The organism is Rothia aerolata (genome assembly GCF_014635585.1).
GTDB lineage: Bacteria > Actinomycetota > Actinomycetes > Actinomycetales > Micrococcaceae > Rothia > Rothia aerolata.
The window spans coordinates 1358827-1379322 of the sequence record NZ_BMDC01000001.1 but is presented as its reverse complement, the minus strand read 5'-3'; the positions used below and the strand labels follow the sequence as shown (position 1 = coordinate 1379322).

The window sequence follows — 20496 nt, the reverse complement described above, 5'->3', positions numbered from 1 at the left end:
GCGAGCTTGCAAGAGCTAAGCGAATCAGCAAAGGCGAGCGAGCGTGCGAGCTTGCAAGAGCTAAGCGAATCAGCAAAGGCGAGCGAGCGTGCGAGCTTGCAAGAGCTAAGCGAATCAGCAAAGGCGGGCGTGCGAGCTTGCTGATAGGCCACCCATAGCGGTCTAGAAAAATTTTCGGCAGGAGAGATTCCGCCGGCGCCCTCATTTCAGAGCGAATGAGGCACCGACGGGGCTCTCCTGCTCTCTTTTTAAGATTTTTTGGAAAAATTTTGAAAATTTTTTGCCCGGGTCGAAAACCGCTTATTTTCGCGGAATTTTGGGATTTCAGCCCGAAGAAAACACGCTTAAAAGTGGTGGCGGTTACTGAAAAATTGCCACCGGAGCCCTCTGCTGTGTCGGTTCGATTTGCACGGGTTGAAAAACTGTCATAAGCTTATTGAGGTTCGAGCGACGGTCTGAGAAATCAGAGTGAAGTTCCTACTAGGCCCCCATCGTCTAGCGGCCTAGGACGCCGCCCTTTCACGGCGGTAACACGGGTTCAAATCCCGTTGGGGGTACTGCAAATCCTCGGATTTGCAAAGCCAAGTTGGATGATATAGAGTTTATCTCTGTTGAAATCAACGATGGCCCCGTAGCGCAGTTGGTTAGCGCGCCGGCCTGTCACGCCGGAGGTCGCGGGTTCAAGTCCCGTCGGGGTCGCTCCGACCGCGTAAGTTCTCACTCGATGAGATGCGCGGTTGTGGCATATCTAAGGGTATGCCTGGCTCTGTAGCTCAGTTGGTAGAGCGTACGACTGAAAATCGTAAGGTCACCGGATCGACGCCGGTCGGAGCCACAAACCACTCACATGGGCTTCTAACGTGTGAGTGGTTTTTTATTTTAAGCCTTAGCGAGGTACGCGCCCCGCTAAGGCTTTTCTTGGGTTATAGGACAAATCTGTGTCCCGCCCCGGGCGCGCTACCTAAGATGTGAGTAGAAAAGCACGTCCTCAAACATGCTGGGCGACTATCAAGAATAGGAAATCGCACCGAGTCGCCGCTTCAGTGACGTTTCGCCGGTTCGTGACCGGCGAAGTTCGGCAGGGAATCTACTAACCACAAAGTTGCAATTTTGGTTCTTATTCAGAGGTTTTAAGAACCAAAATTGCAACTTTTGAGTTATGGGACAGCTCTATATTCCAGCCGGCTCCTTACAATCCAACGTTCAGTCACTTTGCCAGAATGGGGCCGTGTGCCGAGTCACCGTTTCAGCAAAACACGGTAATTATTAAAGTTGCCATGATCGCCGAGGGGCCATTTTTGTACCGAAAATCTGCGAAAAACGGTATAAAAATGGCCTCTCGGGAGAAGCTCTGGGCGGCTAACTGCGCCCTAGCCCCTACTCAGCCTTTTCTGAGGACGCCGAGCCCGAGGTAAAACCTGTGGGCTGGTCGGTGAGGCTGAGGTCGCGAACAATTCTCTTGGCCAGCTCTACCGAAGACTGGGGATTCTGACCGGTGTAAACATTGCGGTCTGCAACAACCTTGGAGGTAAAGGGCAGCACCGCCTTCTCGTAGTTCACTCCTGCTTTCTTGAGCTCGGTCTCCAAGAACCACTTGGCCTTCCAGGCAAAAGGATTCATGCGTTCTTCCACATTGGAAAGGCCGGTCATGGTGAAGCCGGAGAAGGCATTGCCCGAGTTGGTCTTAGCAGCAAGAACAGCCGCCGGCGCGTGGCAGAGCAGGGCAACCGTGCGCCCTGAATTAATCCGCTCTACCAGCAGCTTGCCCGAGGTCTCGTCGTAGGCGAGATCCTCCATGGGGCCGTGGCCGCCGGGGTAGAAGACCACATTGTAGTCGGTGTGGTCAACGTCGGAGAGATTGAGCGGGTGGTCAATCTGATCCTTAATGCTCTTCAGATAATCCACAATTTCCTGGCGCTTCTTGTGGGAGCCACCCATAGGGCCAATGCTAATGCGGTCAAGAGTGGGCGCTACGCCACCGGGGGTAGCGATATCAACCTGCCAGTTGGCCTCAGTGGTGAAAATGCGGTGTGGCTCCGCTAGTTCCTCGGCCCAGAAGCCGGTGGGGTGCTCGCTACCGTCTTTGAGGGTCCAGTAATCTGCTGCGGATACTACAAATAGAACTTTGGCCATGGTTAACATCCTCTCTTACCAAGTCTACTTATGAGTATTTCACAGGCGAGGGGCCAAAAATAGACCTTATTTTCTCGGCTTAACGGTCAATTTTTGGCCCCTCGCCTCCAGCAGAGCAGGCTAGCGCTCAGTCAGAGAAAGCAACTCCTCGTGCACCGTGGTGTCTCCGGTAAGCTCCGGATGGAAGGAGATTCCCAGCAGGTTTTCCTGCCTCACACCCACCACTTCGCCGCGATAGCGGGCGGCAACCTCAACCTTCTCACCCCAAGAAATCACCCTGGGGGCGCGAATAAAAGCCGCCCTGACAGGGCGCGCTGAACCGGCGGCGTCCTGCCAGGTAAGAGTGGTTTCGGCGGAGTCTACCTGCGAGCCGAAGGCGTTGCGGCCTACCTCGACGTCGAGTAAGCCCAGCGACTGCTGCCCGGGGGCTGGGTCGGCGATAGACCGAGCCAGCATAATGAGCCCGGCACAGGTGCCCAGGGTAGGCAGGCCGGCGGAAATCGCTTCAATTAGCGGTTCCCGCAGGCCCAGAATTCGGCTCAGCCGGTCAATCGTGGTGGACTCCCCGCCAGGTAGTACCAGGGCATCGAGTTCTGTGAGCTGCTCGGGTTTTTTTACCAGGACGACCCTAGCACCCAGCTGCTCCAGTAGCAGGGCGTGGTCGGCCACCCCGCCCTGGAGGGCAAGAACGCCCACGGTTTTTTCCAAAGCTACTCCTTATTAATGTGGCCGGTTCCGCTTCTGCGCTTTACCAGCCGCGCTCTGCCAGACGGTGGGGTGCGGGCAGGTCAGCCACGTTGATACCCACCATTGCCTCACCCAGGCCGCGGGAGGCATCTGCAACCGCTAGCGGATCATCGAACTGGGCGGTGGCTTTAACAATTGCCTTAGCGCGAGCCTCGGGGTTGCCCGACTTGAAGATACCCGAGCCAACAAACACGCCATCGGCACCGAGCTGCATCATCAGGGCGGCATCGGCGGGGGTTGCCACGCCGCCGGCGGTGAAGAGAACCACCGGGAGCTTGCCGGTTTTTGCCACCTCAAGCACCAGGTCGTAGGGGGCCGCCAGCTCTTTTGCCTTGACGTAGAGCAGGTCGGGGGAGGTGGCATAGAGCGCCTGAAGCTCGGCAATCTGAGACTTGATGGTGCGAATGTGCTTGGTAGCTTCGGACACATCGCCGGTGCCAGCCTCGCCCTTGGAACGAATCATGGCAGCACCCTCGGTAATGCGACGCAGAGCCTCACCCAGGTTGGTGGCACCGCAAACAAAGGGCACGGTGAAGGAATGCTTATCGATATGGTTGACGTAGTCAGCGGGGGAGAGCACCTCGGATTCGTCGATGTAATCGACCTTCAGCGCCTCGAGAACTTGTGCCTCTACGAAGTGGCCGATGCGGGCCTTTGCCATGACGGGAATAGAGACGGCATCGATGATTCCCTCAATCATGTCGGGATCACTCATGCGGGCAACTCCGCCGGTGGCGCGAATATCGGCGGGAACCCGTTCCAGGGCCATGACGGCCACAGCGCCGGCGTCCTCGGCAATTTTTGCCTGCTCGGGGGTCACGACGTCCATGATGACACCGCCCACCAGCATGTCTGCCAGGCCGCGCTTGACCAGGGGAGAGCCGGTGATGTTTTCGGTTGAATTCTTGTTTTCGCTCATGGGCACTAGCTTGCACCCGAAAACTGGTCTAAATTAGTTCCAGAAAGATAGAAATTTTTTAGACCAGTTGGAAAGTGCGAACTTTTCCCTGGGGGTAGGGTCGTTTCCCTGCCGATTTTCTACAGGGAAACGACCCTACCCCCAGGGAGAACCGAGAAGAAAAACCATGCCCCGCTACTCAACCTCCACCGATCTGCCGCTGACCATTGAGAAACAGGCGGTGGGCTCCATCCCGGCCCAGCTTGCCGAGCAAATTCGGGAGCACATTTTGGCTGGCACCCTCAAGCCCGGCGACCTGCTACCCTCTAGCCGCGGGCTGGCTAGCAGGCTTGAGATTTCCCGCGGCTCTGTGGTTGCCGCCTACGAGCAGCTTGCCGGCGAGGGCTACCTCAGCGCCCATAAGGGCGGCACCAGGGTGGCCGAAAACTTGGAATTACAAAAAATTATTCCGCAGGCATCCGGCGATAGTGCAGAGGGCAACGAAGAGAGCCAGCAGCCCCTGCCCCTTCCCCAGCGTCAGCTCATCGATCTCAGCCCCGGCACCCCAGACACCAGCCTGCTTGCCAGTTCCGCCTGGCGGTCTGCCTGGCGAAAAGCCGCTGCCGAGCCCGGCAAGTATTATCCGGCAGCAGGTTCCCCTGAGCTACAGGTTCAACTGGCTGAGCACCTGCGCCTGATGCGGCAGATGGTCCGTGAGCCTGCGGAAATTCTGGTCACCGCCGGTGCCCGCGATGGTTTTCGCCTGCTTCTCTCGGCCCTGCGCCAAGAGAACCGCCAGCGCCCCCTGCGCATTGCCGTGGAGAACCCCGGCTACCCCTCGTTACACCAGATTCCGGCGGCTTTCGGCCACGAAATCATTCCGGTTGCCGTCGATGAAAAAGGCCTCAACCCCGAGAAGCTGCCCACCACCAACCGCCCCGACCTGGTGCTGGTTGCCCCCAGCCACCAGTACCCTCTGGGCGCCTCGATGCCGGTTGATCGCCGCCTTGAACTGTTGCGTTGGGCGGAGGAGAACAGCGCCTACATCGTTGAAGACGACTATGACTCTGAGCTGCGCTATGTGGGCGACCCCCTGCCCGCTCTGGGTGCGCTGGCTCGCCAGCAGGGTATCGACAGGGTGGTGACCCTGGGTTCTTTTACTAAGACCCTCACCCCCGGCCTGGGGCTGGGCTACATGCTGACCCCGCGCCACCTCTTTGAACCGGTGAGCCAGCTCCGTGAGGTGCTGGGTTCGCCGGTCTCGGCCCTGCTTCAGAGCGCCCTGGCCGACTTTCTTGCCGAGGGCGGGGTGCGCCGTCATATCGCCCGTATGCGCCGCACCTATAGGAGGCGCCGGGAGCTTCTGCTGAATACCCTCCACAGCGCGCAGCTACCGCCCTATGTTCGGGTTCTTCCCATGGACGGCGGCCTGCACGTGGTACTCGCTTTCACCGGTTCCTCCGCCACCGAGCAGCATGAGGCCCGCGTGGTACAGACCCTGGCGCAGGCGGGGGTAGGCGTTGCTGCGCTGGGGGATTATTGGGCGCACTCGGGGCACCTTTCCGGTGCAGAGAATCAGGACGACGCCGCTGCGGCTCGCGGGGTAGTGATTGGCTTTGGCGGTGCGCAGGAGAGGGCTTTGCTGGCAGGTGTGAAGCTACTGGTTAAGGCTCTCTAGTCGGTTTGATACCCTAGACGGGTGACTTTTCAGCAGCTTCCCCAGCCTAATTCAGCTTCTCAGACCCACCGTTCGCTTCAGGGTGCTCTGACCCTGCCAGCCTTTGTGCAGGCCGGTGTCTACCTGGTTTTTGGGCTTATTACGGTCTTCTGGCAGCAGCCCACCGCTACCATCGATGCGGTTCTGCTGGGGCTTTTTATGCTTGCCCTGGGAGCCTCAACTGCTCTAATGGGGGCTCGGCTGAAGCCCTATGATCCCCAGCTGACCCAGAGTCTCAACTCCATCGCTATGTTGCTGGCGGGCGCTGCGGCGCTGACCCTGGTGTTGGGAACCAGTATCTTCTGGATGAGCATTATTGTCTCGGTAGCGCTGGGTCTTGCCAGTATTCTCAAAATCTTTTGCGGAGTGCGGGCCAAGCGCTCCCTGCCCTTTATCGCCAAAGACTGGCAACTTGAGGGAATTATTATGACCTGCGCATCGGTGGGTCTGCTCATGATGAGCAGCATCGGCTCTAAGGCCGTGCTGGGTACCGCCGGCGGTGGCGCGATTATTGCCGGGGTCTTCTTGCTCATCGGCGCTCTGTCGATTGCTAGCGAAGCAAAGAAACTTGAGCGGGACTAGTAGACTTAGAGGCAGATCATTTTCAGGAGGATTTTTCGTGGCTAACAAGCGCTCCCACGGTATCAAAGAACAAATCTCAGGCCCGCTGATTATTGCGGCGGTTTTGGCGGTTGTTACCTTTTTTGGGGTATCAATTTTTGGTGCCGGCGGTACCAACAATACCCCGCCCTACGTGCTGGGGCTGACCATTGCGGGCGCTGTTTTTGTGGTGACCCTGGTTGTCTGCGCAACCCTGATTCTGGTGGAGAAGCCCAATGACCCTGAGCTGGGCGAAGGCACCGGTATCAACCGTTCCTCTGCCAAGCTCTATGCTGAGGCAAAGGCCCGCCGTGAAGCTGAGGCCCGTAAAAAGGCAGCCGAAGGAAAGGACTAAGTTTTTTTTAAAAGGTCGTAATAGCAGCCCGAGAGCGCCTGGTCAACTGGCATCGGGGCTGGCGTTTAAGGGAGGTTGACCAGCGCTCTCGGGCTGGAATCTACTTTTTGAGCAAAGCCTCTAGGCGTTTACGACATCGACCGTCACCGCAAGATCGTCGCCCAGCCGATGGTGGATAATCTGGGCAACCTTGCGAGCTGTTTCGGGAACGCTGGCGTGAGGGGCGGTACCCACGCGAATAGAAAGAGTGTCTTGCTTCGAGAAGAAGGAGCGGGATGCTCTTTTGTCGTCTCCCCGGCTAGTGGAGTCGGAGGATTCTGCCTGGGGAGCAGACCCCAGCACCTGCTGCACCACCGACTGAACGGTGGACGCCGCCGCTGAAGCTACTCGGGCAACCCTGCCGGGTGCGGTCACGCGGGGATAGATTTTTTCAATGCATTCTAGGTCAAGTACCTCGTCGCGTACCTGAGCCAGAAGTTCCGCTGAGAACCTCTTGGAGGCTTCTACCTCTGTATCCTGCGGTTCAAGATAGATCTGATCTGCCATTAGCTCACACCCGATTCAGCAGGAGATAACTTCGCGGGGTCCTCAGAAGAACCCGTGCTTTCAAAAAATTCGTTGAACTCGATGCTGATTTTCTCAACATTCATTTCGCTGACCCGCGCCAGCTCTGCGACGATGAGCTCCCGCAACCTGATAGTGGACTGAACCCTGTCTCCACCGGAACGCAACGAAGCGGTGACCTCAACGGTCACGGGGGCGCCTAAGGTCTCGAGATCTCCGTGCAGGCGGCACTTACCAATCAGCACGTCGTCCAGGGTATCGGCGGCAGAACGCACAGCAGCAATCACCGCACCCTCGGTCACCGACAGCGAATCCTGCTCAAAGTCAGAAGCCAGGGGAATAGAGCGGCCCGACCGGGTCTCAAACACAATGTTGCTCAAAATGGTATCGAGCCAGCCGGTGTCTTGGGTCTGTTCAGCCAGATCATGTTCTTTCAAATCGCTGGTAACTCGGGTCAACTGACGCAGCGAACTAACACGCTGGGAGCATATGGGGCACCGGTCAATGTGGGCTGAGAGGGCAGTGTGCTCGCTAGTTTCTACCTGGTTCTCTTCGTCTAGAAGCCAGTCACTGAGCTCATCAAGCGTGGTGCTCTGTTCGCACTCTGCCATCATTTCCACGCATCCATTCCGTCAATCAAAGTACCTCGCGCTCGCGCAAGCCTACCCCGCACAGAGGCTTCTGAAATCTGAAGCGTCTGAGCTATCTCCTTATAGGAGAAACCACCAACTTCCCGCATTGTCCATACCTGGCTTTGCTCGGCGGGAAGCCTACGAAGTAACTCGTTAAGCGCACCCAGCTGAGAGCCCTGAATAGCATTTTGTTCAGGTGATATACTATTATCTGCCGACTCCAGAACTTCATCAAGCTCTGACGTTACTTTTCGCGATCGAATGTGATCGATTGCTGTACGGTTGGTGAGCGTCATCAACCAGGATTTAACCTTGGAAGGCTCTTGAACGGTATCAATCTTCTTCCAGGCCTTGATGAGCGTTTCCTGAATCACGTCATCCGCATCGCTGGTTCCACCGAGTAGACGAATTGCGTATGCCCGCATGAGCGGTGCATATCGCTGGATGAGTATCTGGAAGGCGGTGTTGTCTCCACTTCCAGCCCTATCACACAGCAGGCTGTCAGACGCTGTCTGAGCATCGAGCGGTGGTGCCACTACTAGCTATCCTTTCTCACGTTGAGTTCGTGAGCTTTGAGGGCGGTGAAGCTAGAAAGATGCTCGTGTAGCCAGCACCGAGCCGACTTTCCAGCAATAGATAAGGATACAGCGCAGCGACTATCTCGGTGAACAGGAACACACCAAAACCCACTGAGCACATGTGTATTAGGGGAAATTATGGGGATAGGAGCTTTTGTTCTATCTTTTAAGGGGACAAAGAGATATAGCACAAGCTCTGGATTACATATGCGCCCAGGGAAATCTCTATGTAGCCCGCCGGTGGTGGTTCCGCGAGCTCTGGTCGTTGCTCGCCCCCACGGCGGGAAAGTTTTTAGATGACGGCACCTCCAAGAGGTAATTGGTCGAAGCGTCCGGGGGCGCCGTCATCAATAAGACGACCCTCTCACCAGAAGTGTCACGGTTTTTCTAAAAATTATTTAAAACTTCCCAAACGCAGCGAATTGAGCACCACAAAGACGGAGCTAAAAGCCATAGCCGCACCGGCAATCATGGGGTTGAGCAGGCCTGCGGCGGCAATCGGAATTGCCACCACGTTGTAGCCAAAAGCCCAGAAAAGGTTGGACTTAATGAGCTTTAGTGTTGCCCGCGAGAGTCTGATTGCGGTGGGAATGGAGTGCAGGTCTGAGCGCATGATGGTCATATCTGCGGCCTCCATAGCAACATCGGTGCCCGAGCCCATCGCTATGCCCAAATCAGCCCGGGCCAGGGCAGCGGCGTCATTCACACCGTCTCCGACCATAGCCACGCCCTGTTGGTTGGCCTGTAGTTTCTCAATCTGAGAGACCTTGTCTTCGGGGCTGACTCCGGCGAAAACATCGGCGGGGTCGATGCCCACCTGCTGAGCTACGGCGCGTGCCACCGGGGCGGCGTCACCGGTCAGTAGCACCGGTTTCAGACCCAGCTCCTTGAGTTCGGCAATGGCCTTTCGAGCCTCTGGCTTGGGAGTATCCTGTAGGCAGATCAGCCCTGCCGGCTGGCGGTCAATGGCCACGATAATGGTGGTCAGTCCGCGCTCTTGCTGCTGGCGCAGGGCCTCGCGCTGGGAGCCGGTCAGCTGGATTCCTTCGGACTTCAGATAGGATTCCTGCCCCACGTGCACCGGGCGGGCGTTGGGCACCGCGGCGGCGTCGTCCTGAATCTCGCCCCTCACGCCCCCGCCGGCGGCAGAGACGAAATTCGTGACGGCGGGCAGGCTACCCTGGGCGCGCCCGGCAGCGGCGATTGCTGCGGCAATGGGGTGCTCGGAGCGGGACTCGACGGCGGCGGCAGCGGTGAGGACGGCGCCGGGGGAGAAGGTCTCGAAGGCCAGCGTATCGACCACCCGCAACTGGCCAGCGGTGACAGTGCCGGTTTTATCCATAACGATGGTGTTCACGTGCCGGGTGTCCTCAAGAACCTGGGCCGATTTGATGAGAATGCCCAGCTTAGAGCCGCGTGAGGTGCCCGCTAACAGGGCGGTGGGGGTCGCCAGACCCAGAGCACAGGGGCAGGCAATCACCAAAACCGAGACAGAGGCGATGAAAGCGGCGTTGACGTCGCCGGTGAAGACCAGCCAGCCCACCAAAACCAGCACCGCAATAGCAATCACCACCGGCACAAAGACCGCAGAAATGCGGTCGGCCAGGCGGGCAATCGGAGCCTTGGTGGACTGGGCCTCAGCCACCATGCGGCCCATCTGAGCCAGGGTGGTTTCGCTACCCACCCGGGTGGCTCGCACGGTCAGGGAGCCGGAGGTGTTGATGGTGGCTCCGATAACGGTATCGCCGGGGTTAACCTCTACCGGCACGGACTCACCGGTGAGCAGAGAGGTATCTACGGCAGAATGGCCCGAGATAATCTCACCGTCGGTGGCAATCTTCTCACCGGGCTTGACGATGAACTCGTCGCCGGGCAGAAGGTCTTTCACCGGAATCTGAATTTCCCTGCCCTTCTGGAGCACGGTTGCCGTTTTGGCACCGAGGTCAAGGAGCTTTCGCAGGGCCTCAGAGGACTTCCGCTGGGTGCGGTGCTCAACGTAGCGACCAATCAGCAGAAAGAGGGCCACCATGGTGGCGGAGTCAAAGTAGAGCAGGTGATCCATGCCCATACCGGCATGGGCGCTGTCTGCATGACCGGCGTGGGCGGTCATGGCGGGGTCGGCTAGCAGCTGCACCAGGGAGAAGAGGAAGCTGGCGACGATACCCAGGGAAATCAGGGTGTCCATGGTGAAGCTGGCGTGTTTGATATTCACCCATGCTGACTTATGGAAGGGCCAGGCTGCATAGGTTGCCACCGGAATTGAGAGAGCCAAGACTACCCAGCCCCAGTGCGGAAACTGGAAGACCGAGAACATGGAAATCAGAAAAACCGGAACCGCAAAGACAGCGGCAACAATAATGCGCTTCTTAAAAGAGGCGAGAGAGCGCAGGCCCTCATCTTCTTCGGCCTCTTGCGCATCATCTGACTTCAGCCTGGCGGTATAACCGGCACCCTCTACGGTTTCAATCAGCTTTTCATCGCTGATACCCTCGGGCGCCACTACCCGCGCCGATTCCAGGGGCAGGTTTACCGAAGCGCTCACTCCCTCGAGCTTGCCCAGCTTCTTCTCAACTCTTCGCACGCAGGAAGCGCAGGTCATGCCGCCAATCTCAAGATTGACAATGCGCTCCTTGCTGTCAAAGAGGTCTTCTGTGCGTTCGGTGGTATTGGTGCTCATGATTGCTCCTTGTTATGAGCTGCGGGGTCGAGCGGCCATTTTTAGACTGATTTTTGTGAAAAATCAGTCTAAAAATGGCCACTCGGCGGGAGGGAGGCTACTTGACCAGCTCGTAACCGGCTTCTTTGACGGCGGCCTCTACCGCGGCGTCGTCCAGCTCGCCCTCGTGGTCGATAGTCACGGTGGATTCGCCGCCGGCGACGACTTCAACATTGACGTCCTTGACGTTCTCGATTTCCTGCAGTTCCTCCGAGACGCTCATAGCGCAGTGGTTGCAGGTGAGGCCGGTGGCTTTGATAACGGTTGCAGACATTGTTTTCTCTCCTTTTTCTTACTCCCGGTAGTCCGGGAAAGTCTCTAGCTCTTCATCAGGCGCGAGATGGCGGCTGTGGCCTCCTGCACCTTGCGCTGAAGAATGGCGGGGTCTCCGGTTTCCTCTGACTCCTGGGCCGCCCCCACCACGCAGTGGCTAATGTGCTCCTCAAGCAGGCCGATGGATACCGCGTGCAGGGCCTTATTAATGGCGGAAACCTGGGTCAGAATATCGATGCAGTACTGGTCTTCTTCGACCATGCGCTGGATTCCGCGCACCTGCCCTTCAATACGGCGCAGGCGCTTGAGGTAGGCATCTTTGTTGGAGGAGTAACCGTGGGGCGGCTGAGGGGCCTGGTTCTCGTGGACTTCTGCCGTGTTCATACTTCCACGTTATACCCCCAGGGGGTATATGGCAAGGGGTGTGACGGCGCGTGACGACGGGTATGGCGGTACCCAATGATGTTGACCGGCAAGTGGTCCCCGTAGCGGCCAAATGGCCGGGCACGGGGCCACTTGCCGGTCAGGCGCGGCCCGGGCAAATCTCCCGCCAAGCCACCGCCCCAGCTTCTCAGCCTAAAACTAAGCATGCGATAGTGTTAAGGCATGGCTTCTTTTATCGAGGATTACGCCCTTCTCTCAGACATGAACACCGGTGCGCTGGTTTCCCGGGCTGGCTCAATTGACTGGTTCTGCGCTCCCCGGTTTGATTCGGGCGCGGTTTTTACCGCTCTGCTGGGCGATCGTGAGGACGGCCGCTGGCTGCTGGCGCCCCTGGAGTCGGTCAATCCCTCTCCGGTAGAAGAAGTCCGTACCGAGCGCTCCTACCGCGAGAACACCTTTGTGCTACAGACCGTGTGGCACGTGGGCGATGCCAGCGTGCGCATTACCGACTTCATGCCGCTTGCCGGAGGCACCTCGATTGTGCGCAACGTTGAGGGTCTGACCGGCGAGGTCACCATGCTGCAGGAGCTCAACCTGCGCTTTGATAACGGCAAGACAACACCCTGGGCAACCCGCTATGAGGGCCCCATCGATCCGGCTACCGGCCAGCCCGATGAAGACCAATCTATGCTGGTGGGCATGGCCGGCCCCCACGCCCTGGTTTTCCGCGGCTCGCCCATGCCCGAGGGCCAGTACGGCAACCACACCGATACTTTCACCGTCTCTGCCGGGCAGAACTTTGTGTTCTCACTGAGTTACTTTGCCTCTAACCACAATCCTCCGGCGCCGATTGACTATGCCACCTCGCTAACCTACGCGCTGGATCAGTGGAGCGAGTGGTCGGGCCTCTACGTCAACGAGCTGCCCGAAGAAAGCGCCCAGGAGCCCGAGGCAGAAACCGGGCAGACCCCGACTGGAAATGACCCTGCTGAAACCGAGATTTCCGCGGTGCGTACGCTCCCTGCCGATGCGGGCGTGGGCGGGGTAGCGGCGTCCAGCCAGCAGAACCTCCGCTCGCAGGACGACGCCGCGGCGGGCGTACCCGAAATCGAGAACTCCAACACCCAGGCGCTGGAAATTGACTCGGAGACCTACCACGAGCTGGTGCAGACCTCGGTGCAGCCCATTGTGCCCAGCACCCCCGAGGAGATTCAGACCCAGAGCGATGACACCTACCGGGAGGCCCGGTTGCGCTCGCTGCTGGTTCTGCGCGCGCTGATTTCCCGGGAAACCGGTGGTCTGGTGGGGGCGATTACCACCTCACTGCCCGAGACTATCGGCGGTCGGCGCAACTGGGACTACCGCTTTGCCTGGCTGCGCGATGTTGCCATGGCAATGGATGTGACCCTGGTGCACGGTCACGAGCGCGAAACCGCGCAGCTGCGCAACTGGATTCTGCGGGCCCTGGCGAACAATCCGCGAAGGCCCCACGCGGTCTACGGCGTGGCGGGGGAGAAGGATGACCTTGACCGTCGTCTGAACCTGCCCGGCTATGAGGGCTCGCAGCCGGTGCGCTCGGGTAACGGCTCTGACGACTCTTTCCAGGGCGATGCTCTGGGTCAGGTGCTGGTGACCTTTGCCAACCTGCGCGATAACGGGGTGGGGGAAGACCACCTTTCCTGGCCCCTGCAGAAGGCTCTGCTCAACGCGGCGGCTGACCGTATTGGCCAGCCAGACCGGTCTATCTGGGAGATTATGGGGGATCCGGCGGTCTTTACCCACTCGCAGGTGATGCTCTGGGCGGCCTTTAACGCCGGTGTTTCTGCGGTTGAGGAGCACGGTATGGCCGGTGACGCAGTACTTTGGTCTGAGTGTCGCGATACCGTAGCGCGCGAGATTCTGACCCGCGGCTATAACGCCGAGCTGAACTCTTTTGTGCAGACCTACGATGGTTTTACCGTGGATGTCTCCCTGCTTCAGCTGGCTCAGGTGGGCTTTGTCTCCTGGGATGATCCGCGCATGCTGGGTACCGTGGAGCAGATTGAGAAGCAGCTTCAGCACCCCTCGGGCATGATTCGCCGCTATATCAACCGCAACGGTTTTGATGGGTTTGAGGACCAGGACCCGCCGCATTTTGCCGCCTCGCTATGGCTGGCGGAGCAGTACATTCGCTCGGGCAGGGAAGCCGAAGGACGCCGCCTGCTCGACACCGTGCTTGAGGCGGCTAATGATCTGGGACTGATGAGCTCCGAGTATGACTTTGACTCAAACCGCATGACCGGTAATTTCCCGCACTCGCTGGCTCATATTGCGCTGATTCGCGTGGTGGAGGCGCTGGGAATCTAAGCCTGTTGCGCCGCCGAATGGTGGATTTTAGGCTTAAATCTAGCGATTTTAAGCCTAAAATCCACCATTCGGCTTGGCTTCCACTTCTGCGAGCTGGCTACTAGGCTTGGGAGTATGCCTGAAACTCCCGTAGCGATGCCCACCGCAGAGCATGACCCCTACCTCTGGCTCGAAGACCTCAACGATGAGACTGCCGCCTGGGCGGCCGAGCGAAGCGAAGAATCCCTGAGTATTTTCTCGGGTAAGCGGTTTGAGCGGCACCTGCGGGAAGCCGACGAAATCATGTCCTCCAAAGACAAGCTGGTGCTGGGCACCCGCCGCGGCGACTATGTTTACGCCTTTTATGCAGACGGCGACCACCCGCGAGGCCTGTGGCGGCGCACCCACAAGCATGACTATGACGCCTATGTGAGCCCCGAAACCGAGCCCGAGTGGGAGGTTCTGCTCGACATCGCCGAGCTGGGCAAGGCCGAGGGGCAGCCCTGGGTCTACGGTGGCATGAAAATATGCCGCGACGGTTATGACCGCGCCTTGGTTACCCTCAAGCCCGGCGGCTCAGACACCAACGTGATTAGAGAGTTTGACCTAGCCACCAAGGAGTTTGTTCCCGACGGTTTTGTGAAGCCACTGAGCAAGGGCGATATGCGCTGGCTCAACCGCGACACCGTTCTGCTCTCCCACAGCTTTGAAAACGAGGTCACCCGAGCGGGCTACCCCCGCACTGTTCGACTGTGGAAACGCGGCCAGGCAATCGAAGAAGCCTCCCTGCTACTCGAGGGTCAAGAGAGCGACATGGCGGTCTCGGGCCATAACTTCAACCTGCCCGGCTTCGAAAAAACCATGGTCTACCGGGCCATCAACTTCCGCAACTTCGAGCTCTATGACATGAACCGCCAAACCTATGAGCTTACCCGCCTGCAGGTGCCCCAGTCTGCTTCCAGCGGTGCGGTACGCGACTGGATGACGGTGCTCCTACGCGAAGACTGGACCATCGAGGGCACCGTTTTTAAGGCGGGTTCCCTGCTGGTATTGCCCTATACCGATGCCAAAACCACCCCGGTCGCCGCCCGCGTGCAGGTCATCTACGAACCCACCCCCGCGACGTCCTTACTCAGCTACTCGGGCGTGAAAAACGGCATCTACTTCACGGTGCTCGACAATGTGCGCACCCGCCTCTTTTTCGCCGAGGACGCTGCCGACAGCTGGGTGGTGCGCGATATTCAGCCTGACATTGGCGACTTCAATAACATCCGCGTGCAGCCGGTTAACCCTGAGTCCCGCAACGGGGTGAACCTGATCGTCAGCGGGTTCCTGACCCCCTCAACCCTCTACCGCGGTAGCTTTGAGGGCGATACCGCCTTCACCGCCGAGAACTTTAGGGTGCGGAAGCTGCGGTCGGCTCCGGCGCGGTTTGATGCCTCGGGGCTTCAGGTGCGCCAGCGCTGGGTAACCTCGGACGACGCCACCCGGGTTCCCTACTTTGTGGTGGGTGCTCCCGCCGCCCTGGACGGTAAGGAGCCGGCTCCTACACTCCTGACCAGCTACGGGGGTTTTGAAGTTTCGCAGACCCCCGCCTACAACGGGCTCATTGGCAAGGGTCTGCTTGAAAAGGGCTATGTATACGCCGTGGGTAATATTCGCGGCGGTGGTGAGTTTGGCCCCGCTTGGCATCAGGCAGCCCTGCGGGAGAACAGAATCAAGGCCTACCAGGACTTTGCGGCAATTGCCCGGGATTTAGTTTCTGCCGGCATTACCACCGTTCCCCAGCTTGCTGCCAAGGGTAGTTCTAACGGCGGATTGCTGATGGGGAATATGTACACCCGCTACCCGCACCTCTTCGGTGCCATTGTCTGCCAGGTGCCCCTGCTGGATATGAAGCGCTACTCGCACCTGTTGGCGGGGGCTTCCTGGGTGGCAGAATACGGGGATCCCGATACTGAAGACTGGGATTTTCTTAGGGAGTTTTCTGCCTACCACAACGTGAATCCCGCGGATATTCACCCCACCATGTTGCTGACCACCTCTACCCGTGACGACCGGGTGCACCCCGGCCACGCCCGCAAGTTCATGGCCCTGCTCGAAGATTTGGGTAAGCCCGTACACTACTTCGAGAACTCCGAGGGTGGCCACGCGGGCGCCGCCGACGTCAAACAGCGGGCTCACATGTTCGCCATGATCTTCACCTACCTGGACAACGCGATTCTGCCCTAGGCATGCCTAGCGAGAGGCCACTTTTAACCTGTTTTTAAGCAAAAAGCGGTATAAAAGTGGCCTCTCGCGGTGTCAAAATCTTTCCATGAAACTTTTTGCCCACCGCGGACTCTCCTCAATCTTCCCCGAAAACACCCTGGCCGCCTTTAGGGCCTGCACCGACCACGGGGTGAACTGGATTGAGACAGACGTGAATATTCTGGGTGACGGCACCGTGGTGGTAATCCACGACTCCCACCTTGAACGAACCACCAACGCTAGCGGTTCCATCTACAATCTCACCGCTGCCGACCTAGATTATATTGACGCCGGCGCCTGGTTTAGTACCGAGATGGCGGGGGAGCGGGTTCCCACCCTGGCTGAGCTAATCCAGCTGATGAATCAGACAGGGCTCAATGCCAACATCGAGATTAAATCCAATGAGCAGGGAGCGGCCCGAACCCGCGAACTCATGAGCGGAGTTCTCAGGGAACTTGAGGCCCTCAGGCCCGAGCGCGAGGTCATCATTAGCTCCTTCAACCACCTGATTCTGGCAGAGCTCAAGCGTCTGGCACCCCAGTACCGGGTGGCTGCTCTGATGACTAAGGAGATGATGGGCGCTGACTGGCGCTCGGTGTTGGAACTCATCGGCGCCGAGACCATTCATCTTGAGAGCAGGGGGCTCACCGAGAACCACGTAAAAAAGGTTAAGGACGCTGGTTTTGCTATCAACGTGTGGACCGTCAACGAGGGTGAGCGGGCTAGCCAGCTTAAAAACTGGGGTGTAGACGGCGTGATTTCCGACTATGCCCACGCCTTCCGCGAGCTGGAGCACAGCTAGACTTCTAAGCCTGAGATTTGGCTAGATTTTAGCCTGGTATCTTCTGTAAAAAACTTTCTTTCGAAAGCAGTTTGAGATTTTATAAGGGGAGTTTCACCTAGTGAGGCTTCCCTTGTTAGTTTCTATGACTCAGCTCATGTGGTATAGATTTACTTGAAAGGTAAAACGATGTGTGGGAGGGTTTTAACCGTGAAAAACACCTCTTTCTGATTCCTCGTGGGAACCTGCTGACACTGTGAAACTTCCTCAACCCCGGGCTGGTCGCCGGGGTTGAGGTGTTTAAAGGGGGTCTCGGGTTTAGGAGCGGTGCTTTTGCGGTTCCCGCCAAAGTGGTAGGTTCAAAATAACTGGTATTAAAAATACTGGATACCCTGCACGGAAAGGCTGACCCATGACCACCCAAGACTACGACTGGAATTCCCGCTCCCCAGAGGTTCAGGCAGACCAAATTGCAGCCTACGATGAGATGCGCGCAAAGTGCCCGGTAGCCCATGACGAGTACATGGGCTACTCCCTCTTCAAGAATGAGGACATTCAGTTCGCCCTGGCCCACCCCGAGATTTTCTCCAACGCGGTATCAACCCGCCACATCGCCGTCCCCAATGGAATGGACCGACCCGAGCACACCCCCTTCCGCGCGATTAATGATAAGTACTTCACCGATGAGCGCCTGGCGGAATTTGAGCCCAAAATCCGCCGGGTGGTGCGCCAGCTGGTGGAAGAACTGCCGCGCGGTGAAGAGGTTGAGATTATGGAGGACTTCGCCAAGCTCTACGCCATGCGCGTGACCAACGCTTTCATGGGCTGGCCCGACTCGGTGGAGAAGCCCCTGCTGGACTGGATGGAGAAAAACCGCCTCGCTACCCTGAAACGCGACCGCGAAGAGATGGGCAAAATCGCCCTGGAATTCGACGGTTACATTCGCGAGCTGCTGGATGCCCGCCGCGAGGCTCCCGCTGATCAGGACGTTACTGCCGAGCTGCTGCACGACACCGTGAAGCTGGACGGCGCCGAGGCAAGGACCATGACCGACGAAGAGATCGTCTCGCTAATTCGTAACTGGACTGTGGGCGAGCTTTCCACTATCTCGGCCATTGTGGGCGTGATTGTAAACTTCTTCGGTGAGAATCCCGAAGAAGCTGACCGTCTGCGGAAAGCCCCCGAATACATCGGCCATGCGGTAGAGGAAATCCTGCGCCTGCAGGATCCGCTGGTGACCAACCGCCGTGTAACTACCCAGGAGGTTGAGGTGGGTGGTCGCACTATTCCGGCGGGCTGCCCGGTAACCATTAACTGGACCAGCGCTAACCGCGATGAAGACGCTTTTGAAGACGCCCATACCTACAAGCCCGAGCGCTCGCAGAAAAATAATCTGACCTACGGCGCGGGTATTCACGTGTGCCCCGGTGCTCCCCTGGCTCGTTTGGAGCTGCGCATTCTGGTGGAGGAACTGCTGGCGGGCACCTCATCCATTAAGGTTCGCTCCACCGAGAACGCCCAGTTCCCCGTGGCGGGCTACTCCTCGGTCAAGGCGGTTATTCGCTAGGCTAGACCCATGACTATTCTGAAGAAACCGTTGCGCCTGCCCTGTGGCGTTACGGTAAAGAACCGCTTTTTCAAGTCAGCTATGCACGAGGGGCTGGGGAGCAAAACATATGCTCCCACCCAGGCCCATGTGAGTCTCTACCACCGCTGGGCAGCCGGTGGCTCCGGGGTCTTGGTGACCGGCAACGTGATGGTTGACCGTAACCACCTGGGCGAGCCGGGCAACGTGGTGATTGAGGACGAGCGGGATCTCGCTATACTCAAAAAGTGGGCTGCTGCGGGAAGCCGAAACGGCACCCAGCTGTGGATGCAGCTCAATCACCCCGGCAAGCAGAGCCCCAAGAGTATCAACCAAGAGCCGATAGCCCCCAGCGCCCTTGCCTTTGACGGCGATCTCGGCAAGCTCTTTGCGACTCCCCGCGCCATGACCGAAAGCGATATTCGCGAGGTTCAGGCACGTTTTATCACCGCCGCCGTCATTGCCAAAAAGGCCGGCTTCACCGGTGTTCAGATTCATGCCGCCCACGGCTACCTGATTAACCAGTTTCTCTCACCCCTGCACAACCAGAGGCAAGACAGTTACGGCGGTAGCCTGGAAAACCGCCAGCGTTTTCTGCTTGAAATTTATGAGGGTATGCGGGCCGCGCTGGGCCAGGATTTCCCGATTTCGGTCAAGCTCAACTCCTCCGATGGCGCCCTGGGCGGCTTCTCGGTAGCCGACTCCCTGAACACTGCCCAGCGCCTGAGCGAGCTGGGCGTCGACGTCATTGAGGTCTCCGGCGGAACCTACGCCGCGCCCACCATGCAGGGCGAGGGCGGTTATAACGGCGAGCCGGGCAAGGCAATCTTTGCTGACTTTGCCCTGCGCCTTTCCGAGCTGGTGGATACCCCGGTGGCCCTGACTGGTGGTTTCCGCACCGCTGAGTCAATGGTTGAGGCGGTCTCAGCGAGTGTCTCAGACCTGGTGGGCATAGCCCGGCCGCTGGTGCTAGACCCTGACCTGCCCCTGAAGGTCTTTGCTGGTAAGCTACAGCCGATTAAGCTGCCCCGCATTAAAACCGGGGTGCAGAAAATTGATGACTCCGCCGGTTCTATGCTGGGTATTATCTGGTACGAGCTACAGATGGCGCGCCTGGCTAAGGGGCACCTGCCCCGTTATACCAAGGACGCCGCCGCGCGGGTGATACTGCATGCTGTGGTCACGCACGGCCCGGCGGCTTTGAAGAGACGCAGAGCCTAATTCCGCGACTAGGTTAGTTGTCAGGCCTTATCGGGTAGCTGAGCTCCTCGTAGGAGAACCTGGGGTCGGGGTCGCAGGTGGTCTTGTACTTGGTGGTTGAAAGTTCGCTAATCTTCTTCACGTAGTTCTGGGTCTCGCCGTAGGGTGGCACACCCTTGAATTCTTCAACGGCGCCGGGGCCTGCGTTGTAGCCGGCTAGGGTCACCTGCATGAGCTCCTGCTCATTCTCGGCATAGGGTTGCAGACGATCTTTCAGATAGGCAAGGTAGCGGCCCTGTGCCTCTATCGAATCGTGGGGGTCAACAATGTCTCCGCCCCGACCCCAGATTTCCCAGGTCTCGGGGGTGAACTGGGCCAGCCCCTGAGCCCCGGCATGGGACGATACCCCGGTGCGCCAGTGGCTCTCGGTCTCAAGCTGGGCGGCAATTACTCCGGGGCGAAAGCCCGACTCAGCAGCGGCGTCCTCAATAGCATCCCGCACTTCAGCGGGGGCGTAGGTCAGATCGGTCATACCGCAGTAGTCCTCATAGGTGGCGGCAAGCCCGGTAACGCCCCCGGCTAGTAGCACACCGGAGGCTACAACCTGCCAGTGGGCCAGAAGCCCGGCCCCCACGCGGAGGGCAGGGTTGCGGCGCTGAGGTGAAGTTTTCTCTTTGCTCATCGCCTATAAGCCTAACTTACTCAGCATGCTTGATACCGTGTGATGTACTGCGCGAAAGTTGAATTTTAGGCTTAAA

18 protein-coding genes and 3 tRNA genes are annotated in these 20496 nt (G+C 58.5%); 11 read left to right on the top strand and 10 right to left on the bottom strand.

The window, feature by feature from the left end:
* Nucleotides 1–484 precede the first annotated feature (484 nt).
* From IEV00_RS06195 to IEV00_RS06185, 3 genes are all read left to right on the top strand, one after another.
* Nucleotides 485–557: transfer RNA gene (locus IEV00_RS06195), tRNA-Glu, on the top strand.
* 68 nt (nt 558–625) lie between these two features.
* Nucleotides 626–699: transfer RNA gene (locus IEV00_RS06190), tRNA-Asp, on the top strand.
* Between the two features lie 63 nt (nt 700–762).
* Nucleotides 763–835, top strand: a tRNA-Phe gene (locus IEV00_RS06185).
* A 542-nt stretch (nt 836–1377) separates the two neighbouring features.
* Here IEV00_RS06185 and IEV00_RS06180 read toward each other — a convergent pair.
* The 3 genes from IEV00_RS06180 to pdxS all read right to left on the bottom strand — a co-directional run bounded on the left by IEV00_RS06180 (nt 1378) and on the right by pdxS (nt 3799).
* Nucleotides 1378–2133 (bottom strand): type 1 glutamine amidotransferase domain-containing protein, encoded by a 756-nt coding sequence (locus IEV00_RS06180; RefSeq protein ID WP_188359378.1) that lies wholly within the window; start codon nt 2131–2133, stop codon nt 1378–1380.
* A 120-nt stretch (nt 2134–2253) separates the two neighbouring features.
* The gene (gene pdxT, locus IEV00_RS06175) at nt 2254–2841 is read right to left on the bottom strand and encodes a pyridoxal 5'-phosphate synthase glutaminase subunit PdxT (RefSeq protein ID WP_188359377.1); all 588 of its coding nucleotides are present in this window, start codon (nt 2839–2841) and stop codon (nt 2254–2256) included.
* Nucleotides 2842–2881: 40 nt separating this feature from the next.
* Entirely contained in the window at nt 2882–3799 is a 918-nt protein-coding gene (gene pdxS / locus IEV00_RS06170; protein WP_188359376.1) for a pyridoxal 5'-phosphate synthase lyase subunit PdxS, read from the bottom strand.
* Nucleotides 3800–3965: 166 nt separating this feature from the next.
* On the opposite strand from pdxS, the gene pdxR reads away from it, so the two are divergent.
* Genes pdxR through IEV00_RS06155 form a run of 3 tightly spaced genes read left to right on the top strand, consistent with a single transcriptional unit; the run spans nt 3966 to nt 6450 of the window.
* A complete protein-coding gene (gene pdxR / locus IEV00_RS06165) occupies nt 3966–5456 on the top strand; it encodes a MocR-like pyridoxine biosynthesis transcription factor PdxR (protein ID WP_188359375.1) in 1491 nt (496 codons plus the stop codon).
* 21 nt (nt 5457–5477) lie between these two features.
* Nucleotides 5478–6077, top strand: a complete 600-nt coding sequence (locus IEV00_RS06160) for a hypothetical protein (protein WP_188359374.1) — start codon at nt 5478–5480, stop codon at nt 6075–6077.
* Nucleotides 6078–6114: 37 nt separating this feature from the next.
* Nucleotides 6115–6450 (top strand): hypothetical protein, encoded by a 336-nt coding sequence (locus IEV00_RS06155; protein ID WP_188359373.1) that lies wholly within the window; start codon nt 6115–6117, stop codon nt 6448–6450.
* 120 nt (nt 6451–6570) lie between these two features.
* On the opposite strand, the gene IEV00_RS06150 is transcribed toward IEV00_RS06155, so the two are convergent.
* The 6 genes from IEV00_RS06150 to IEV00_RS06125 all read right to left on the bottom strand — a co-directional run bounded on the left by IEV00_RS06150 (nt 6571) and on the right by IEV00_RS06125 (nt 11597).
* Nucleotides 6571–6996, bottom strand: coding sequence for a hypothetical protein (locus IEV00_RS06150; RefSeq protein ID WP_188359372.1), 426 nt, complete (start codon nt 6994–6996; stop codon nt 6571–6573).
* Nucleotides 6996–7628 (bottom strand): hypothetical protein, encoded by a 633-nt coding sequence (locus IEV00_RS06145; RefSeq protein ID WP_188359371.1) that lies wholly within the window; start codon nt 7626–7628, stop codon nt 6996–6998. Before IEV00_RS06145 ends, IEV00_RS06150 begins: the two co-directional genes overlap by 1 nt.
* Nucleotides 7625–8182: an RNA polymerase sigma factor gene (locus tag IEV00_RS06140; protein WP_229723089.1), complete on the bottom strand. Its 558-nt coding sequence runs from the start codon at nt 8180–8182 to the stop codon at nt 7625–7627. Before IEV00_RS06140 ends, IEV00_RS06145 begins: the two co-directional genes overlap by 4 nt.
* A 436-nt stretch (nt 8183–8618) precedes the next feature.
* A complete protein-coding gene (locus IEV00_RS06135) occupies nt 8619–10901 on the bottom strand; it encodes a heavy metal translocating P-type ATPase (protein ID WP_229723088.1) in 2283 nt (760 codons plus the stop codon).
* Between the two features lie 97 nt (nt 10902–10998).
* Nucleotides 10999–11214 (bottom strand): heavy-metal-associated domain-containing protein, encoded by a 216-nt coding sequence (locus IEV00_RS06130; protein ID WP_188359370.1) that lies wholly within the window; start codon nt 11212–11214, stop codon nt 10999–11001.
* Nucleotides 11215–11258: 44 nt separating this feature from the next.
* Nucleotides 11259–11597: a metal-sensitive transcriptional regulator gene (locus IEV00_RS06125; RefSeq protein WP_188359369.1), complete on the bottom strand. Its 339-nt coding sequence runs from the start codon at nt 11595–11597 to the stop codon at nt 11259–11261.
* 222 nt (nt 11598–11819) lie between these two features.
* On the opposite strand from IEV00_RS06125, the gene IEV00_RS06120 reads away from it, so the two are divergent.
* The 5 genes from IEV00_RS06120 (at nt 11820) to IEV00_RS06100 (ending at nt 19759) form a co-directional block, all read left to right on the top strand.
* Entirely contained in the window at nt 11820–13943 is a 2124-nt protein-coding gene (locus IEV00_RS06120; RefSeq protein ID WP_188359368.1) for a glycoside hydrolase family 15 protein, read from the top strand.
* 114 nt (nt 13944–14057) lie between these two features.
* Complete coding sequence (locus IEV00_RS06115) at nt 14058–16154, top strand: prolyl oligopeptidase family serine peptidase (RefSeq protein ID WP_188359367.1); 2097 nt, start codon at nt 14058–14060, stop codon at nt 16152–16154.
* Nucleotides 16155–16239: 85 nt separating this feature from the next.
* Complete coding sequence (locus IEV00_RS06110) at nt 16240–16974, top strand: glycerophosphoryl diester phosphodiesterase (protein WP_188359366.1); 735 nt, start codon at nt 16240–16242, stop codon at nt 16972–16974.
* A 391-nt stretch (nt 16975–17365) separates the two neighbouring features.
* Nucleotides 17366–18520, top strand: coding sequence for a cytochrome P450 (locus tag IEV00_RS06105; protein WP_188359365.1), 1155 nt, complete (start codon nt 17366–17368; stop codon nt 18518–18520).
* A gap of 9 nt (nt 18521–18529) precedes the next feature.
* Nucleotides 18530–19759 carry an NADH:flavin oxidoreductase/NADH oxidase family protein gene (locus IEV00_RS06100; protein WP_188359364.1) on the top strand — a complete coding sequence of 410 codons (1230 nt, stop codon included), beginning with the start codon at nt 18530–18532 and terminating at the stop codon, nt 19757–19759.
* 13 nt (nt 19760–19772) lie between these two features.
* Here IEV00_RS06100 and IEV00_RS06095 read toward each other — a convergent pair whose 3' ends face one another.
* Nucleotides 19773–20420 carry a lytic transglycosylase domain-containing protein gene (locus tag IEV00_RS06095; RefSeq protein WP_188359363.1) on the bottom strand — a complete coding sequence of 216 codons (648 nt, stop codon included), beginning with the start codon at nt 20418–20420 and terminating at the stop codon, nt 19773–19775.
* Nucleotides 20421–20496: the final 76 nt, after the last annotated feature.

What these genes read in the sequence shown, in the direction of transcription:
- IEV00_RS06130 (WP_188359370.1), bottom strand. Translation starts at nt 11,214, where the DNA reads ATGTCTGCAACCGTTATCAAAGCCACCGGCCTCACCTGCAACCACTGC.
- IEV00_RS06095 (WP_188359363.1), bottom strand. Translation starts at nt 20,420, where the DNA reads ATGAGCAAAGAGAAAACTTCACCTCAGCGCCGCAACCCTGCCCTCCGC.
- IEV00_RS06125 (WP_188359369.1), bottom strand. Translation starts at nt 11,597, where the DNA reads ATGAACACGGCAGAAGTCCACGAGAACCAGGCCCCTCAGCCGCCCCAC.
- IEV00_RS06115 (WP_188359367.1), top strand. Translation starts at nt 14,058, where the DNA reads ATGCCTGAAACTCCCGTAGCGATGCCCACCGCAGAGCATGACCCCTAC.
- IEV00_RS06120 (WP_188359368.1), top strand. Translation starts at nt 11,820, where the DNA reads ATGGCTTCTTTTATCGAGGATTACGCCCTTCTCTCAGACATGAACACC.
- IEV00_RS06180 (WP_188359378.1), bottom strand. Translation starts at nt 2,133, where the DNA reads ATGGCCAAAGTTCTATTTGTAGTATCCGCAGCAGATTACTGGACCCTC.
- IEV00_RS06110 (WP_188359366.1), top strand. Translation starts at nt 16,240, where the DNA reads ATGAAACTTTTTGCCCACCGCGGACTCTCCTCAATCTTCCCCGAAAAC.
- IEV00_RS06150 (WP_188359372.1), bottom strand. Translation starts at nt 6,996, where the DNA reads ATGGCAGATCAGATCTATCTTGAACCGCAGGATACAGAGGTAGAAGCC.
- IEV00_RS06135 (WP_229723088.1), bottom strand. Translation starts at nt 10,901, where the DNA reads ATGAGCACCAATACCACCGAACGCACAGAAGACCTCTTTGACAGCAAG.
- IEV00_RS06105 (WP_188359365.1), top strand. Translation starts at nt 17,366, where the DNA reads ATGACCACCCAAGACTACGACTGGAATTCCCGCTCCCCAGAGGTTCAG.
- pdxR (WP_188359375.1), top strand. Translation starts at nt 3,966, where the DNA reads ATGCCCCGCTACTCAACCTCCACCGATCTGCCGCTGACCATTGAGAAA.
- IEV00_RS06145 (WP_188359371.1), bottom strand. Translation starts at nt 7,628, where the DNA reads ATGATGGCAGAGTGCGAACAGAGCACCACGCTTGATGAGCTCAGTGAC.
- pdxS (WP_188359376.1), bottom strand. Translation starts at nt 3,799, where the DNA reads ATGAGCGAAAACAAGAATTCAACCGAAAACATCACCGGCTCTCCCCTG.
- IEV00_RS06100 (WP_188359364.1), top strand. Translation starts at nt 18,530, where the DNA reads ATGACTATTCTGAAGAAACCGTTGCGCCTGCCCTGTGGCGTTACGGTA.